Consider the following 16523-nt stretch of genomic DNA (forward strand, 5'->3'; position numbering starts at 1 on the left):
TCTAATCCCAATTTTGGATATAGAAACCGAAAAAGGTAACAGACATGGGTTCTCTAACCCCAAAATAGAATTAGGAAGCCAAAAAAGGTAATAGATATGGTCTCTATTTATTAACCCAAACTAAGATGGAGAGGCGGAAAAAGGTAACAGATGCACTTCGATTTCAAACTCATTATGCACAGCTATTGGACAAAATCCATATGGAGGGTGGAATGTTGTCCAAAAGAATGTATCTAATAGACAAAAACGGAAAACAAGAAGTAGCTTTTGTCTATTAGCAACTTTATATTAGACAAAAATGAAACAAACAAGAGTTTATTGTTTAATAGACTCAATCTATTAGACAAAACAGAGCAGAATAAAGAAAATATGTCCATTAGATACCAACATGCCTAAAAAGTATATAAATATGTCCAACAGAATAAAAAACGATTTAACAATGCTTCCAAAACAAAACCCCCTCTATGTATCTAGACCCAAAGTCTACCTACTTAAAGGGGGTAATTAATCAATTATAATACTTCTTCTACAGCTTTCACTACGTTTTCAACTGTAAATCCGTATTGTTCGATAACTTCATTTCCAGGTGCTGATGCCCCAAAGCGGTCAATTCCTAAAACTTTTCCGTCTAGGCCGACATAGCGTTCCCAACCAAGTGTTGAGCCCATTTCTACTGCTACGCGTGCTTTTACATTAGATGGGATAACACTATTTTTGTATGATGCATCTTGCTTCTCAAAGCGATCCCAAGAAGGCATACTTACAACACGAACATCTATCCCTTTAGCTTTTAATTCACTTTTAGCTTGAACAGCTAATTGAACTTCAGATCCTGTAGCCAATAGAAGTGCATCAGGTGTTTCTTTTTCTGAATCGCTGATGATGTATGCTCCTTTTTTAACTCCTTCGTAAGCATGTTCTTTTGTTCCTTCTAATGTAGGAAGTGCTTGCCTAGTTAAGACTAATGCTGTTGGTGTGTCCGTAGATTCTACTGCTAAACGCCATGCTGCTGCTGTTTCATTACCATCTGCTGGGCGGATAGTAGAAAGTCCAGGCATTGCACGTAATGCTGCTAGGTGCTCAACTGGTTCATGGGTAGGACCGTCTTCCCCAACTGCGATAGAATCATGTGTTAAGACATATGTTACTGGTTGGTTCATAATTGCCGCTAAGCGGATAGATGGACGTAAATAGTCATTGAATACGAAGAATGTACCACCATAAACTTTTAATCCTCCGTGTAATGCCATACCGTTTAAAGCAGCACCCATTGCATGTTCACGTACACCGAACCAGATGTTTCGTCCTGTATAATCATTTCTAGTAAAGTCTTCCTCACCGTTAATAGTAGTTTTGTTAGAACCAGCAAGATCGGCACTTCCACCTAGGAAGTTAGGCACAGCCTTTGCAACAGCATTTAAAACTTTTCCAGAAGATTCACGTGTTGCAAGTTTATCTTTACCTGCTTCGAATGTAGGAATAGAGGATTCCCATCCTTCAGGAAGCTCACCATTGATTGCAAGCTTGAACTCTTTTGCTAATTCTGGATATTGTTCTTCATATTGACCAAGTAAAGAATTCCATGCTGCTTCTTTTTCTACACCAGATTTTACCACTTTTTCATTGAAATCAGCATAAACTTCTTCTGGTACGTGGAAAGGTTCATGTTCCCAACCGTAAAAGTCTTTTGTTAGTTTTACTTCGTCTTCACCTAGTGGAGCACCATGAACGGCAGAGGATGCTGATTTATTCGGTGAACCGTACCCGATTATCGTTTTAATTTCGATAAGGGTAGGTTGTTCACTGTTCGCTTGAGCAGTACTGATAGCTTTTTTAATTTCTTCTATATTTGTCCCATCTTCTACATATAATACTTGCCAGCCAAGTGCTTTGAAACGCTCTTGTGTGTTTTCTGAGAAGGAGCGATTAAGGTCTCCATCTAGTGAAATATCGTTTGAATCGTAAAGAACGATTAATTTTCCAAGTCCTAAATGACCTGCAAGGGAAGCGGCTTCATGGGAGATTCCTTCCATTAAGTCCCCATCACCAACTAATGAATACGTGTAATGGTCTACAACAGGTAAGTTTTCTTTATTATATTTACTTGCTAAATGACGTTCTGCCATTGCCATTCCGACTGCCATAGCGATTCCTTGCCCTAATGGACCAGTGGTAGCTTCTACACCATCTGTATGGTTTACCTCAGGATGTCCTGGTGTTTTAGAACCCCATTGTCTAAAGTTTTTCAAGTCATCAATTGTTACCTGATAGCCTGATAAATGAAGTAAGCTATATAAAAGCATAGAACCATGACCAGCAGATAGGATAAAGCGGTCACGATTAAACCATTTAGAGTTTTTCGGATTGTGATTCATAAAATCTGTCCAAAGCGTATACGCCATAGGTGCCGCTCCCATTGGCAATCCAGGGTGTCCAGAGTTTGCTTTCTCAATGGCGTCGATTGATAACGTTCGGATCGCATTAATCGATAATTGTTCAACAGAATTAGTCATTTCTAATAATCTCCTTTTCTATGTAACAAGATAGGTTAAATGAATTAATTATCACAGATTAATAGTATAACGAAAAAAGTCGAATAACAAGGATTTACATGTAAATAGTGGAATCCTTTTTTACTAATTTTTTTCCAAAGTATATACGAAGCGAAAAACAAATTAAGTTATCCAGTACAGTATAGAAATTTCATCTATAATATAGTATAGTTTGATAGGAACATAAGCTGATATATAACAACGGGGTGTGACGAGTGTATCATTTATTAAGTGATTTTCTAAAGGTGACGGAAGAAGCAGCTATTCAAGCACTACCATGGGTTGGTAGTGGGGACAAAAATGGGGCTGACCAAGCAGCGACGTCAGCAATGCGTAATCAGTTGAATCAAATGAAGATGAATAGTGTCGTTGTCATTGGTGAGGGAGAAATTGATGAGGCACCAATGCTTTATATTAATGAAAAAGTCGGAAAAGGTTATGGGGAAGAATTAGATATTGCAGTCGATCCGATTGATGGCACAACGCCAACAGTTGAGGGAAAAGATAATGGTATCGCTGTTATTGCTGCGGCTCCTAGGGGATCATTATTACATGCACCTGACATGTATATGGAGAAAATGGTAGTAGGCAAGGAAGCAAGTGGTGTTATTGATTTAGAAGCACCACTTTTACAAAATTTAAAGGCTGTAGCAAAAGTAAAAAATAAACGGTTGGACGAGCTAACGGTCTTAATTCAAGACCGTCCTAGACATGCGGATGCTATACGAATCATGAGAGATAATGGAGTTACAGTAGAATTGTTTCAAGATGGAGATATATTAAAAGCACTATTACCATGTATGAAACCAGATAAATACGATATGCTGTACAACATTGGTGGAGCACCTGAAGGCGTATTATCTGCAGTAGCTGTAAAATGTCTTGGTGGGGAAATGCAGGCTAGACTAAAGTTTCGTAATGAAGAGGAGTATAATCGTTGCTTAGGAATGGGATTTGCCGATCCAAAAGCAACTTTACAACATCAAGATTTAATGGCAAGTGAGGAAGGGCTATTTGTTGCAACTGCTATCACCAATACAGTTTTCCTGAAAGGTATTAAAATGGAATCTACTAAATATAGAACCCAATCACTGGTGATTGATAATGGGATGAAGGATTTTAAGATAGTTGAATCTGTTAAGGAAGTCGTTCATTCTTCGACTCTGTGAAAATTTAGTATAAGTTAGTAACCTAATACAGTCCCTCACTACTTATAAATTGTAAAGTGTTGAGGGATTGTTGTTTAATCTATTAGTTGAAATATTAAATCATATGACTTCTCAATTCATTAGTTTTTTGGTTTACTATAAATTGAACCTAAATGATAGCGTTTTCAATAATGGCTGTACTAAGATGCCACAACTGGTAGGCAAAGGATTCTCTAATTTGAGAAAGATTATATTAGTTGCTAGTTGTAAATTTTTTACTATATAGTGTTATTAATGATCATGCGTGAAAGGGAGATAAGATTGGTAAATTGGGAAGAAAGAAGGCAGTTGGTAAAAATTGCGGATTTATATTATGAAGAAAACTGGACCCAGGAACAAATAGCCAAGAAGATGTCTGTTTCCAGACCAATTATTTCAAAGGCTCTTCAAAGGGCAAAAGAAATAGGCATAGTTGAGGTATATATAAAGGATGAAACCATGCAAACTGTTAGTCTTGAGAAAAGACTGGAAGAAGAGTTTAATCTGCAAGATGCTAAGGTGGTTCCATCCCATTCTAATAAAGCGGATCTAACGGTACAATCTGTAGGACGTGCAGCTGCTAACTACGTTTATAAAAATAGCAAACATATCAATAGTATCGGAATATCCTGGGGGGAAACCCTTACTACCTTTGTACAAGAATACCCATATGAATTAAAGGAAGATATAAAGGTTGTTCCACTTGAAGGTGGAATGGGAAGGAAGAAAGTAGAGATTCATGCTAACCAATTGGCTTATGAATTAGCTAAGAAAATGGGAGCGGAATATTCCTTATTATATGCACCGGCAATCGTTGAGTCGGAGGAATTATTGAATCATTTACTTAGTATGGAAGACATTAATTCTGTTATTGAAGAAGGTAAACATGTTGATATGGCGTTAATTAGCCTTGGTAACCCATTTGAAAATTCTACTCTAAAGAGTTTAGGATATATAGATGATCATGAGATTCAACAGCTTCGTGATTTAGGAGTAGTGGGAGATATAGGATTCAGATTTTTTGATAGTCTGGGTAATAAGGTTGAAAACCCTTTTGACAAAAAAATAGTAGGCATGTCACTTGATGACATAAAGAATATTGATAAGGTCATAGCGATAGTTTCCGGTACGTATAAGGCAGATGCCTTACTAGCTATGCTTAGAGGTGGATATATTGATGTGTTAGTTACAGATGAAGATACTGCAACAACAGTTATTAGGAAAAACAGATAATGGGCATTCCATATCTGTTTTTTTTGTGAACAAATAGTGAGTAAATTGAAAATTATATTGACAACAATTTTAAAAGAGGTTATCATTTTTACAAACGTAACACCTTATAACAAATGTAATTATCTTTTAATTCTGTTTTTTGTAAGGGCTTAAAAATGTAGGAGGGAGGAAAACTATGAGTTTTAATAAAGTAATCTCTGAAGAGCTAGTTTTTTTTCTAGATGTAAGTAGTAAGGATGAGTTGTTTGAAATAATGTTTCAAAAGTTATATGAAAGAGGGATCGTGAAAACTAGTTATTTAAAAGCTATTACATTAAGAGAGGAAGAGTTCCCCACTGGATTAGCTACAGAGACTTTAGGTGTTGCCCTACCACATACAGATCCCGAACATGTAAATGAAGAAGCAATCTGTATTGGAATATTAAAAGAACCAGTCCCATTCCGGCATATGGGCATGGGAAATCAGGAAGTAAATGTACAATTAGTATTTATGTTAGCACTAAAGAAGCCTGAGAATCAATTAGAAGTGTTACAAACAGTGATTGGCTTGATTCAAAATAAAGATTTTTTGAAAGCGTTAACAAACAGTGATTTGAAAAGTGAAGTAATTGATTCAATTCTAAAGTTTACAGAGGGATCCGTAACAAATAATAAATAAATTATAAGTTGGATGGAGGAAAAATGATGGAATTCTTACAGTGGTTTGTTGATCTTGGAGCAAGTGTCATGCTTCCGATAATTATCTTTGTTTTTGCATTAATTCTAGGATCAAAACCAGGTAAAGCATTTCGCTCTGGTTTAACTGTTGGTATAGGTTTTATTGGATTAAATCTAGTCATAGGATTACTAACAGATAGTTTAGGTCCAGCAGCTCAAGCAATGGTAGATAATTTTGGATTTCAATTAAACACCATTGATGTTGGGTGGCCAGCAGCTGCCGCAATTTCTTACGGAACTGCATTGGGGAGTTTAGCAATTCCACTTGGTATTGCAGCTAACGTTATCTTGCTGGGTATCGGGCTAACAAGAACGTTGAATGTTGACGTTTGGGATTATTGGCACTGTGCTTTTACAGGTTCACTAGTCTATGCGCTCACAGGTGATTTTGGTCTAGCAATTTTAACTATTATTGTTCATATTTTACTAATTTTCTTCTTAGGAGACGTACTTGCTAAGTACATTGAGAAATTTTATGGATTCAAAAATATTACATTCCCACATGGGGCATCAGCACCTTCATTTTTAGTGGCTTTACCTTTTAACTGGTTATTTGATCGTATCCCTGGCTTTAATAAATTGGAAGCAAATCCTGAGACAATCCAAAAAAGGATGGGAATCTTCGGTGATTCAACAGTTATGGGGGTTATGATTGGTATCGTTATTGGTATTTTAGCTGGCTATAATGTTTCCGAAGTACTACAGCTTTCTGTACAGACTGGTGCGGTGATGATGTTAATGCCTAGAATGGTAGCTTTATTAATGGAAGGCTTATCTCCTGTATCTGAAGCGGCAGGGAACTTTGTAAAGAAACGCTTCCCAGGAAGAGATTTATATATTGGTATGGATAGTGCATTATCAGTAGGACATCCGGCAGTGCTTTCAGCATCACTGATAATCGTTCCGGTAACTTTATTCCTAGCTGTGTTTCTTCCAGGTAATACCGTTTTACCATTTGGTGACTTAGCAACTATTCCATTTCTAATTTGTTTAATGGTACCTGTATTTAGAGGAAATATAATCCGTACAGTGATAGCAGGTTCAGTATATATCGCAGTTGGCCTTTATATTGCAACATGGGTATCTCCATTGTTTACGGATGCAGCTATTGCAGCGAACTTTGATATGGGATCTAATACAAGCATTTCTGCACTAGTTGACGGTGCAGTATGGACAACATTCGTATTCGTATGGCTGCCAAAAGTATTTAGCTGGTGGGGTATAGGCTTACTCGGTCTAATCATCCTAGGTGGTTTAATTTATGTAAATAAAATTAAGCCGAAGAAGCAGATTAAAACTTCTGATGAAGGAGTGGCATAAATGTATGATGCCTTACGAACGGAAGTATGTTTGGCCAATAAAAAACTGAAAGAGAATGGATTAGTACGCTGGACTAGTGGAAATGTTAGCTGTCGTATTCCAGATACCAATCTAGTTATCATTAAGCCTAGTGGTCTAGATTTTGATGACTTAACTCCTGAGAATATGGTCATTGTTGATCTTGATGGAAATGTGGTAGAAGGTGATTTGAAACCGTCTGTTGACACATCAAGTCATCTCTATGTCTATAAGCATAAGGAGGATGTTGGAAGTGTTATTCACACGCATTCGCCATTTGCTACTAGTTTTGCCATAGCTGGAATAAGCATTCCAAGCTATACGACAACTGCTGCTAATGTTTTCAAATATAGTGTCCCTTGCTCGGATTTTGCATCTATTGGAAACGAAGAAATTGGTAGGGAAATTGTGGAAAATATAGGTGATTCACCAGCAGTTCTATTAAAGAATCATGGCGTGTTTACTGTTGGAAAAACAATCAATAAAGCATTGAAGGCAGCTGTTATCTTAGAAGAAACAGCAGAATATGCATACTATGCATTACAACTTAATCCAACCATCAAGCCGCTGCCGCATGATGTAATAGAAATGTGTCATGATTTTTATGCAACATCTTATGGTCAAAAATAAAATGCTAGGGGGAATTTAACATGAAAAAATTATTAATTATGTGTGGTACAGGAATTGCAACTTCAACAGTAGTAACAGGAAAGGTGAAAGATTGGTTAAAAGAGAATGGATTTGAAGATAAAGTACAACTTTATCAGTCTAAAATTTCTGATGAAATAAATAGAATTGATGATTATGATGTAGTGATTTCAACTACATTAACCCCGGATAATGTAAAAGATAAAGTGATTGATGGTGTACCATTGTTAACTGGTTTCGGTATTGAAGACATGTATGAACAAGTAAAACAAAAATTAAATAATTAATAAAAAAAGGAGGCTTTCTCATTTTAAGGTATTTAACCAGTTGAGAGAGCCTCTCCCTATTGTTAACTAAAAATTCGAAATTGAAAACGTTTTATTTCTTGACTAAAAAACAAAAACGATATACGATATTTACAAATGTAACACTAATGAACAAATGTAAAAAAGTGATAAGTAGGAGTGAATGGTTATGCAATTGACAAAGGAAAAAATACTAGTCCCAGAGATTAGTAATCAAAAACTTCTAGACCTATACAAACAAATGTGGTTAATTCGCCTATTTGATGAAAAAGTAGATGAATTTTTTGCTAAAGGGATGATCCATGGAACGACTCACTTAGCGGTTGGCCAAGAAGCAAGTGCTGCTGGTGTTTGTGCGTTACTAACGGTAGAAGATAAAATCACCAGTACACATCGTGGGCATGGACATTGTATTGCTAAGGGCGCTACTGCTGAAAGAATGATGGCAGAGTTATTTGGGAGAACAACTGGATACTGTAAAGGAAAAGGTGGATCCATGCATATTGCAGATGTAGATATGGGTAACCTTGGTGCCAATGGAATTGTAGGTGGAGGTATACCTCTTGCAGTTGGATCAGCGTTAACAGCGAAAATGAAAAAGCTTGATTATGTAACCGTCTGTTTCTTCGGTGATGGTGCTACAAATGAAGGAAGTTTTCATGAAGCGGTAAATTTAGCAGCTATCTGGGATTTACCTGTCATATTTGTATGTGAAAATAACCAGTATGGAATGTCGGGATCTGTGAAAGAGATGACGAGAGTAGAACATATTGCGGACCGTGCTCATGCATATGGAATCCCAGGCGTAGTGGCAGATGGAAACGATATTATAGAAATGATGAATGTTACAGATGAAGCTATTAAGCGAGTAAAACGAGGAAAAGGTCCAACTTTAATTGAAGCAAAGACTTATCGCTGGAAAGGACATTCTAAGAGTGATGCGAAGAAATACCGAACTCGTGAGGAAGAACAAGAATGGCGTAAAAAGGATCCAATTAAGCGTTATAAGGATGTACTAATTGAAGCAGGATTACTAACAGAAGAAAAAGCAGAAGAAATCCGCTTGGAAGTGAAAAAAGAAATTGAAGAAGCGGTAAAATTTGCAGAGCAAAGTCCTGCACCAACACTAGATGACCTATTAACGGATGTTTATGCATAGGAGGGGGAAACTGATGAGAGAGATTACTTACTTAGAAGCAGTACGGGAAGCAATGAGTCAGGAAATGCGTAAAAATGATGATGTCTATATTTTAGGGGAGGATATTGGCGTTTACGGTGGTGCATTTGGTGTAACACGGGGTATGATTGAGGAATTTGGGCCGGAGCGTGTACGTAATACGCCTATCAGTGAAGCAGGAATTGCGGGAACAGCAGTAGGCTCAGCCCTAACAGGTATGCGACCAATACTAGAATTACAATTCTCGGATTTCATTACAATTGCTTTAGATCAACTCGTTAACCAAGCTGCGAAGATTCGTTACATGTATGGAGGAAAAGGAAAAGTTCCGATGGTAGTTCGTACTCCAAGTGGTTCTGGTACAGGGGCAGCTGCTCAGCATTCACAAAGTCTAGAAGCCTGGGTGGCACATATTCCAGGTCTTAAAGTCGTGCAACCTTCAACCGCTTATGATGCTAAAGGACTTTTAAAAGCTGCAATGGACGATGAAAATCCAGTTATTTTTTATGAACACAAATTACTCTATAAAACAAGTTCTGAGGTTCCTGAAGATCAATATTCCATTCCATTAGGAAAAGCAGATATTAAGCGAGAAGGAACAGATGTAACGATTGTAGCAACAGCAATTATGGTGCATAAAGCACTAGAAGCAGCAAAAGAGCTTGAAAAAGATGGGATTAGTGTAGAAGTAGTTGATCCGCGTACTCTAGTACCACTTGATACGGATACAATTATTGAATCAGTGAAGAAAACAGGTCGTGTTGTTGTTGTACATGAAGCAGTAAAACGTGGTGGATTTGGTGGAGAGATTGCTAGTGTCATAGCTGAAAGTGAAGCATTTGATTATCTTGATGCACCAATAAAACGTTTAGGTGGAGCGGAATCGCCAATTCCTTATAATCCTGATTTGGAAAAAGCCCATGTACCACAAGTTCCAGATATTGTTCAAGCAGTAAAAGAAACTGTAAACCGCACATAAGGGAGGGAACAACATGGCAAAAGAAATATTCATGCCCAAGCTAAGTAGTACAATGGCTGTAGGTACATTGCTTCAATGGTTTAAAGAGGAAGGCGATCCTGTTGAGGTTGGTGAACCATTATTTGAGATTATGACCGATAAGATCAATATTGAAGTAGAGTCTTATGAGGAAGGAATCTTATTGAAACAATATTTCCAAGAAGACGATGAAATTCCTGTAAATACTGTAATCGGATATATTGGTAACCAAAATGAATCGGTACCAGCAGAGTCTCCGGGCGTTAGTGGGGAAGAACCTTTAGAAAAACTCAATAGTTCAAATGAAAGCACTAACGAAACCACTACGACTCTAACGAGTACTGGAAAAGTTTTGGAGACTGAAACAACTTCTACTGTTAATGGGAAAGTACGTGCAACTCCAGCGGCAAGAAGAGTGGCTCGGGAAAATGATATAACGTTAAGCACTGTATCTGGCTCTGGTCCAAAAGGAAGAATTCATCAACAAGATGTTTTACAAGCATTAGAGAATAATAGAGTGCTAGTAACTCCATTAGCGAAGAAAATAGCTCAAGAAAATGGCGTAGATCTAAATGAGGTGACAGGTACAGGTGTACATGGCAAAATCGAAAAAGCTGATGTTCTGAACTTTATTGATAATGCTAAAACACAACAATCATCTCCGTATACAGGAGAACGAGTGAAATTAAAGGGGCTGCGTAAAGCAATTGCAGATAAAATGCTCGAAAGTGTTCGTACAATACCACATGTTACTTTAACTAGTGAAGTCGATATGACTAAGGCAATCGAAGTACGAAAAGCATTACTTCCTATGATAGAAAGACAAACAGGTTATCGCTTATCGTATACTGAAATCATTATGAAGACGGTGGCACAGGTTCTAGGTAAGCACCCGAAAGTAAATGCCTCCTTAATCGATAACGAAATTGTTTATAATGAGGATGTAAATATTGGGCTAGCAGTTGCAGTTGAAAATGGGCTGATTGTTCCTTCTTTGAAACGAGTTAATAGGAAGGGCTTAGCTGAACTAACCGAAATGAGTAAAACATTAGGTAAGAAAGCTCGTGAAAACAAACTTACGTCTGATGAAATGCGTGGAAGTACCTTTACGATAAGTAATCTAGGCATGTATGCGATAGATGGATTTACACCTATTATTAATCCACCAGAAACAGCAATTCTTGGTGTCGGTAGAATAGCAGAAAAGCCAGTGGTTGTAAACGGTCAAGTGGAAGTTAGACCAATGATGGTACTAAGCTTATCATTCGATCACCGTGTAATCGATGGAGCACCTGCTGCAGAATTTTTAACTGCGCTGAAGGAAAGCTTAGAGAATCCATTCAGTTTGTTGGTTTAGGAGGATTGCCGATGAAATCATTTGATGTGGCTATTATAGGAGGTGGACCCGGAGGTTATGTAGCAGCGATTCGTGCTGCAAAGTCTGGGTTGTCTGTTGCTCTTGTTGAAGGAAGAGAACTTGGTGGTACCTGCTTGAATCGAGGTTGTATCCCTTCGAAAACTTTACTAAAGCATGCAGAAGTGTTAAATCAAATTCATCATGCAAATCAATTTGGAATTTCTGTACAGAACGTCTCTTTTTCTTTTCCAGAAATGGTAACACGTAAAAATCAAGTAATTAAGCAATTACAGAATGGGATAAAAGGATTACTGAAACAGAATAAGATTACACTTTATAATGGATACGGAACAGTTTATAACGATAAAAAGGTTAAGGTTGAATCAGGCGACAACAAAGAAGAATTAGAAGCAAAGTATATCATTCTCGCTACTGGATCTAAGCCATTTGTTCCAACGATACCTGGATTAGCAAATATTTACTACCATACTAGTGATACTATATTTGATATAGATGAAGTACCAAAACGGCTAGTTATTATGGGTGGTGGGGTCATAGGACTAGAGATAGCTTGTGTGTTTAATAGTTTAGGCACAGAAGTGGATATAGTTGAAATGGCTGACCGTGTTATTCCAGCAGAGGACCCGGATGCATCACTATTTTTAACGAAGCAATTAGTTGGAAAAGGGATCAACATTCATACAGGAACGAAGATCACCGGCTTTAAAAAAGGTGAAAGTGTTTTAGTTGAACTGGAAAAGAATGGTGAGAAAGCTTCGATTGAAACTGATACCGTATTAGTGTCTGTCGGGCGTATCCCTAATACAACAGGAATAGAGGAAACAGGTGTCACCTTTGATGGACGCTTTGTAAAAGTTGATGAGTATATGCGTACTTCCGTAGACGGTATTTATGCAATTGGCGACTTAATTGGAGGCTACCAACTTGCCCATGTTGCTAGTGAGGAAGGGATTCACGCTATAAATCATATAATTGGTAAGGGTAAGAAGTTTGATTTAGCGGTACCTCGGTGTGTTTACACTTTCCCTGAGATTGCTAGTGTTGGGATGACGGAAGAACAAGCTATAGCTAAAGGATATTCGGTGCGCACTCAAAAGGTAGATTTAGCTGGAAACGGCAAGGCGATTGCTTCCTTTGAAAACAAGGGATTTATGAAAATTATTGTGGATGAACAATACGGTGAAATTCTTGGCGTTGTCATGGTAGGAGCACATGTGACGGAAATGATTAGCCAAGCAACCTCCTTTATTCATTTAGAAGGAACAGTAGAGGAACTTGATTCGATGATTTTTCCACATCCAACTATTTCTGAAGCTTTATTTGAAAGTGCGGCTGCATGGTTGGGTCAAGGGGTACATTATTAATGTAATACGTTAAAAATGGTGTGTTATTTTTACCGGAGTTGATGAAATAAGGAATAAAGGGACATTCTAGAAGCGCTTCAAGAGTTAAAGCGCTTAAGAGCTGTCCCTTTTTGATTTGGTCTTGGCATATAATAGAAGCCCAAACATTAGCATAAAGATTCCTAGTAACATGATAGAATCCCAGAAGTAGGGGCTACTAGGCTTAATTACGTATTTGATTATATGAAAATATACTTCTACCACTTGTGGTACGAAATAGAAAACAAATATGCATATCGTAAGTAAAGTACCTAAACAATAAAACACACTATATAATCTCACAGCAGGTATATCGTTATCGAAAATCTTTTCAGTAGAAGCTTTTTTGATGAACGGAATCCATTTTCGTAAGTAAGCTTTCCCGCTTTCCATTAAGTTATAGCACCCAGTCAAATTTTCCATGACAAAATAGATATCGGTCTTCATAAAAAAGCTGAACTGGTAAATCGTTTTGACGAAAACATCCAATATAACAATGCCTAGTAACCCTATTAGAACGGGATGAGTATCTCCAATTACTATAGTTAAAATGAAAGCAACAAAGAGTACAGCTTGTTCAAAGGACATTCCAGCTAGATAAAGTGTGTTTCGTTCCCTCGATGGAAGCTTCCAAGCAGGTGTTAAATCTGTTTCGAAAACGATTAAAAATAATCGGTTGCCAATATCAAGTTTTGTTGGTAAATTATATGAACGTATTGCTAAAATATGGCCAAATTCATGGATTATAATGAGTATGAGGGATATGGCCATGTATGTTAGTATATTTGCTACCATCGAATTAAATAGAAAAATATCGTGATAATTTGGTAGAAGTGCAGGATTAAAAAGGATGATACCGAAATTGGTTAAAAACAACAAAGTATAGATTTTATTAGATACTTTATTAAAAAATATTCCTGAGAAATTAGATGATATCCATTCGAAGCCTTTAACTGAAGTGCTATTCTTTTGAACAGTAACGGATTCACCATTAATTTCTTTAACTAATCCAAAATCGGTTAGTTGTTGAACAAATGGGATAATATCTATGTCTTCCTCAGGGTAATGTTCTTTTAGAGTATTCTCGATGTCTGTTAAATCTCTTCCTTTGTTTATTTGTTCAATGGCATCAATGCAAACTTTAGGCATTTCATAAAATTCACCATTCTCTTTGTCTTCAACAATATAATGCTTTTTATCCTTGTGAATCTCTAGATCAATTAAGCTAAGCTTAGATTGAAGTGTTAATTTCATAGATACACCGCACTTTTTCAAAATAATAGGATGCTAATATAAAATAGCATCCTTCAATAATTAATGAGTTGGTACGAAAAAGCACCACCAGCAAGTAGTTTTAATTTTTTTAAGTTTACGGATTTTCATTTGAGTGCACCTCCTTCCATTAAAGGGGTGAGATATGATTATATTTATCGTGAATTTCTTTCCATTTAGGATAAACAGTTTTAAACACTTCCACTAACTCTGGATCGAATTGCGTACCTTTACCATCTAGAATGCGGGAGTATGCTACTTCTAATGATAAAGCCGAGCGATACGATCTTGAGGAAGTCATCGCATCAAAAGCGTCAGCTAGTGCTGTAATTCTAGCAAGAATTGGCGTTTCCTTCCCTATTAGTCCATCAGGATAGCCGAGACCATCCCATCTTTCATGGTGATGTAAAATAACATCAATATTAGCAGAAATACCATCTATTTCTTGTACAGCAGTAGCTCCAACGAGGGGATGCATTTTAATAATGTCATATTCTTCTTTTGTCAATTTATCAGATTTTGTTAATATGGCATCAGGAATATGAATTTTTCCAATATCATGTAATAAGCAAGCGTAATAAAAATATTTTAACTCTTTTTTATCGAATTTTCCAGTTTTTGTCGCTAATAATATTGCGTATTCTGCAACTCGTTCACTATGGCCGCGTGTATAAGGGTCTTTTAACTCCAGTGTCGTAATTATACCTTTTACGATGCCTTCGATTTTCTTATCATACGAATCTTTCACAGATTCTACATAGCTTATAATGCGGAGAAGGAGGATGAAAACAATTGATGAAAGGATAACAACTATTACTAAAGGTAGCAGTACTATATTAAATTTAAGTAATAATCCAGCTACAAAATATTTAAAGGTCGTCCCCAAGAATACTAAGTAAAAATATTTTGTATTAATAAAGATAGGCGAGAATAAAATGATGACTACTTCTACTAAATTTCCACTACTGTAAGGAACATCCGGGTTATTAGAATAAAACCAAATGTCGTTAAGTAAGGAGATAATCGTGTAACTTATAAAATAAATATATTTGATAATGGAAGGATTATCGTTTTTCATTAGTACATATGAAATAGGAATTAAAGCGATCATGACAACATATAAAATGTAGTCAAACATATATGTTGTAACCGAATTAACTTCAGCCCAAGGAACCGTTGGGAATAAGTAATGATAAAAAACTTCATAGATTAAAAAAGTTCCATAGAATAATCCTAAAAACCACTTCGTAGCTTGCTTTTCTTCATATATTAAAGAAAGTTGCAGTGAATTTTTCATCGCGGGTCCTCTCATAATTATGGTTTTCTTTTGGTCTTTCAAAAAAATAATACTGTTTATCGTCCATGATTTTTAAAAATTCTCCCAAATAATGGACAATGAAAATAGTATAAAGTAACTTTTATTAACTGTAAATTGTTAGTCAATTCCTAAATTTGTTATTGTTTTTGGTTAATGATTCCCATTTTTTTTTACGAAATACATACTTTGCTACGTAAACATTTATAGATTCTATGACGAGAGGAGCGATGAAAATATGAAGAAAAAATGGATTACCTTTGATTTAGATGGAACATTAATGCAAAATCCTTTCGGTGAGTGGGTTTTCCCAGAGATTGTTCAACGATATAAAAAAGCAGTAGGTAACACGGAAGGGGTTTATAATAGGCTTGTTAAAGAACATAGAAAGCGAATGCAGGAAGGTTTTGTTGTGGAGGCTTATAATTGGGACGATATTGTACGAAAGGTATTTTTTGAATTTGGGATGTCGGAATCTATTGATGTAACAGAATTAGTTATTAAACATTCGATTCGTCCAAAAGTGTACTTATTAGAGAGAAATGTTCTCCAAGCATTAGGTAAATTACGAGAGCAAGGGTTTCATTTAGCAGTAGTGACAAATGGTTTTGAGAAATACCAAAAGCCAGTCATGGATGAACTGGGACTTACTGCGTTATTTGATGTTATCATCACTCCTGAAAAGGTAGGATATGGCAAACCACAGACCAGTATGGTTAATCAACTTCAAGCAGCCAATAATGAGATTATTGCCCATGTTGGAGACCGAATTGACCATGATGTGGTGTTTGCCAATGAGCTAGGGGTATTGTCAATATTAATTGATCTGGAAATGCCAGAAATGATTCGTAATCTAGATCCAAGAATACGTGCGAAGCAATGTACAGAATGGTTGAAAGGGAAGTGGGAAAAAGAAACCGAAACCAAAACCAAGTTTCTCCCCGAGTCATCACTTCCTGACCTGCTTATCTATACCGTTGAAGAGATCTGTAGGATGCCCCTCCGATAACAATGTGTGAGGG

The 16523-nt window shown here is 36.7% G+C and carries 14 protein-coding genes; 11 read left to right on the top strand and 3 right to left on the bottom strand.

The genetic code is table 11. From position 1 onward, the window contains the following. Positions 1-512 precede the first annotated feature (512 nt). Complete coding sequence (tkt, locus tag AB1K81_RS12250; protein WP_412976936.1) at positions 513-2513, bottom strand: transketolase; 2001 nt, start codon at positions 2511-2513, stop codon at positions 513-515. A gap of 254 nt (positions 2514-2767) precedes the next feature. Between tkt and glpX the strand changes: the two genes are divergently transcribed. From glpX to lpdA, 10 genes are all read left to right on the top strand, one after another. Then, a complete protein-coding gene (gene glpX, locus AB1K81_RS12255) occupies positions 2768-3721 on the top strand; it encodes a class II fructose-bisphosphatase (protein ID WP_412976937.1) in 954 nt (317 codons plus the stop codon). 300 nt (positions 3722-4021) lie between these two features. After that, positions 4022-4972: a sugar-binding transcriptional regulator gene (locus tag AB1K81_RS12260; protein ID WP_412976938.1), complete on the top strand. Its 951-nt coding sequence runs from the start codon at positions 4022-4024 to the stop codon at positions 4970-4972. A 175-nt stretch (positions 4973-5147) separates the two neighbouring features. Further along, positions 5148-5630, top strand: a complete 483-nt coding sequence (locus AB1K81_RS12265) for a PTS sugar transporter subunit IIA (protein WP_412976939.1) — start codon at positions 5148-5150, stop codon at positions 5628-5630. Positions 5631-5656: 26 nt separating this feature from the next. Next, a complete protein-coding gene (locus AB1K81_RS12270) occupies positions 5657-7009 on the top strand; it encodes a PTS galactitol transporter subunit IIC (protein ID WP_412976940.1) in 1353 nt (450 codons plus the stop codon). Next, the gene (locus AB1K81_RS12275; protein ID WP_412976941.1) at positions 7010-7657 is read left to right on the top strand and encodes an L-ribulose-5-phosphate 4-epimerase; all 648 of its coding nucleotides are present in this window, start codon (positions 7010-7012) and stop codon (positions 7655-7657) included. A gap of 20 nt (positions 7658-7677) precedes the next feature. Next, positions 7678-7962, top strand: a complete 285-nt coding sequence (locus tag AB1K81_RS12280) for a PTS sugar transporter subunit IIB (protein WP_412976942.1) — start codon at positions 7678-7680, stop codon at positions 7960-7962. 187 nt (positions 7963-8149) lie between these two features. After that, positions 8150-9139 (top strand): thiamine pyrophosphate-dependent dehydrogenase E1 component subunit alpha, encoded by a 990-nt coding sequence (locus tag AB1K81_RS12285; protein WP_412976943.1) that lies wholly within the window; start codon positions 8150-8152, stop codon positions 9137-9139. A gap of 13 nt (positions 9140-9152) precedes the next feature. After that, a complete protein-coding gene (locus AB1K81_RS12290; RefSeq protein WP_412976944.1) occupies positions 9153-10136 on the top strand; it encodes an alpha-ketoacid dehydrogenase subunit beta in 984 nt (327 codons plus the stop codon). Positions 10137-10149: 13 nt separating this feature from the next. After that, on the top strand, positions 10150-11511 hold the full coding sequence (locus AB1K81_RS12295; RefSeq protein WP_412976945.1) for a dihydrolipoamide acetyltransferase family protein: 1362 nt from the start codon (positions 10150-10152) through the stop codon (positions 11509-11511). Positions 11512-11522: 11 nt separating this feature from the next. Then, positions 11523-12896 (top strand): dihydrolipoyl dehydrogenase, encoded by a 1374-nt coding sequence (gene lpdA, locus AB1K81_RS12300; protein ID WP_412976946.1) that lies wholly within the window; start codon positions 11523-11525, stop codon positions 12894-12896. A 93-nt stretch (positions 12897-12989) separates the two neighbouring features. Here lpdA and AB1K81_RS12305 read toward each other — a convergent pair whose 3' ends face one another. Both AB1K81_RS12305 and AB1K81_RS12310 read right to left on the bottom strand, forming a co-directional pair. Continuing rightward, the gene (locus tag AB1K81_RS12305) at positions 12990-14168 is read right to left on the bottom strand and encodes a peptidase (protein WP_412976947.1); all 1179 of its coding nucleotides are present in this window, start codon (positions 14166-14168) and stop codon (positions 12990-12992) included. A 148-nt stretch (positions 14169-14316) separates the two neighbouring features. After that, positions 14317-15483 carry an HD-GYP domain-containing protein gene (locus tag AB1K81_RS12310; RefSeq protein ID WP_412976948.1) on the bottom strand — a complete coding sequence of 389 codons (1167 nt, stop codon included), beginning with the start codon at positions 15481-15483 and terminating at the stop codon, positions 14317-14319. Positions 15484-15739: 256 nt separating this feature from the next. Between AB1K81_RS12310 and AB1K81_RS12315 the strand changes: the two genes are divergently transcribed. Beyond that, the gene (locus AB1K81_RS12315; RefSeq protein WP_412976949.1) at positions 15740-16510 is read left to right on the top strand and encodes an HAD family hydrolase; all 771 of its coding nucleotides are present in this window, start codon (positions 15740-15742) and stop codon (positions 16508-16510) included. Positions 16511-16523: the final 13 nt, after the last annotated feature.

Origin of the sequence: Ornithinibacillus jepli (assembly GCF_047228935.1) — a bacterium.
GTDB lineage: Bacteria > Bacillota > Bacilli > Bacillales > Amphibacillaceae > Ornithinibacillus.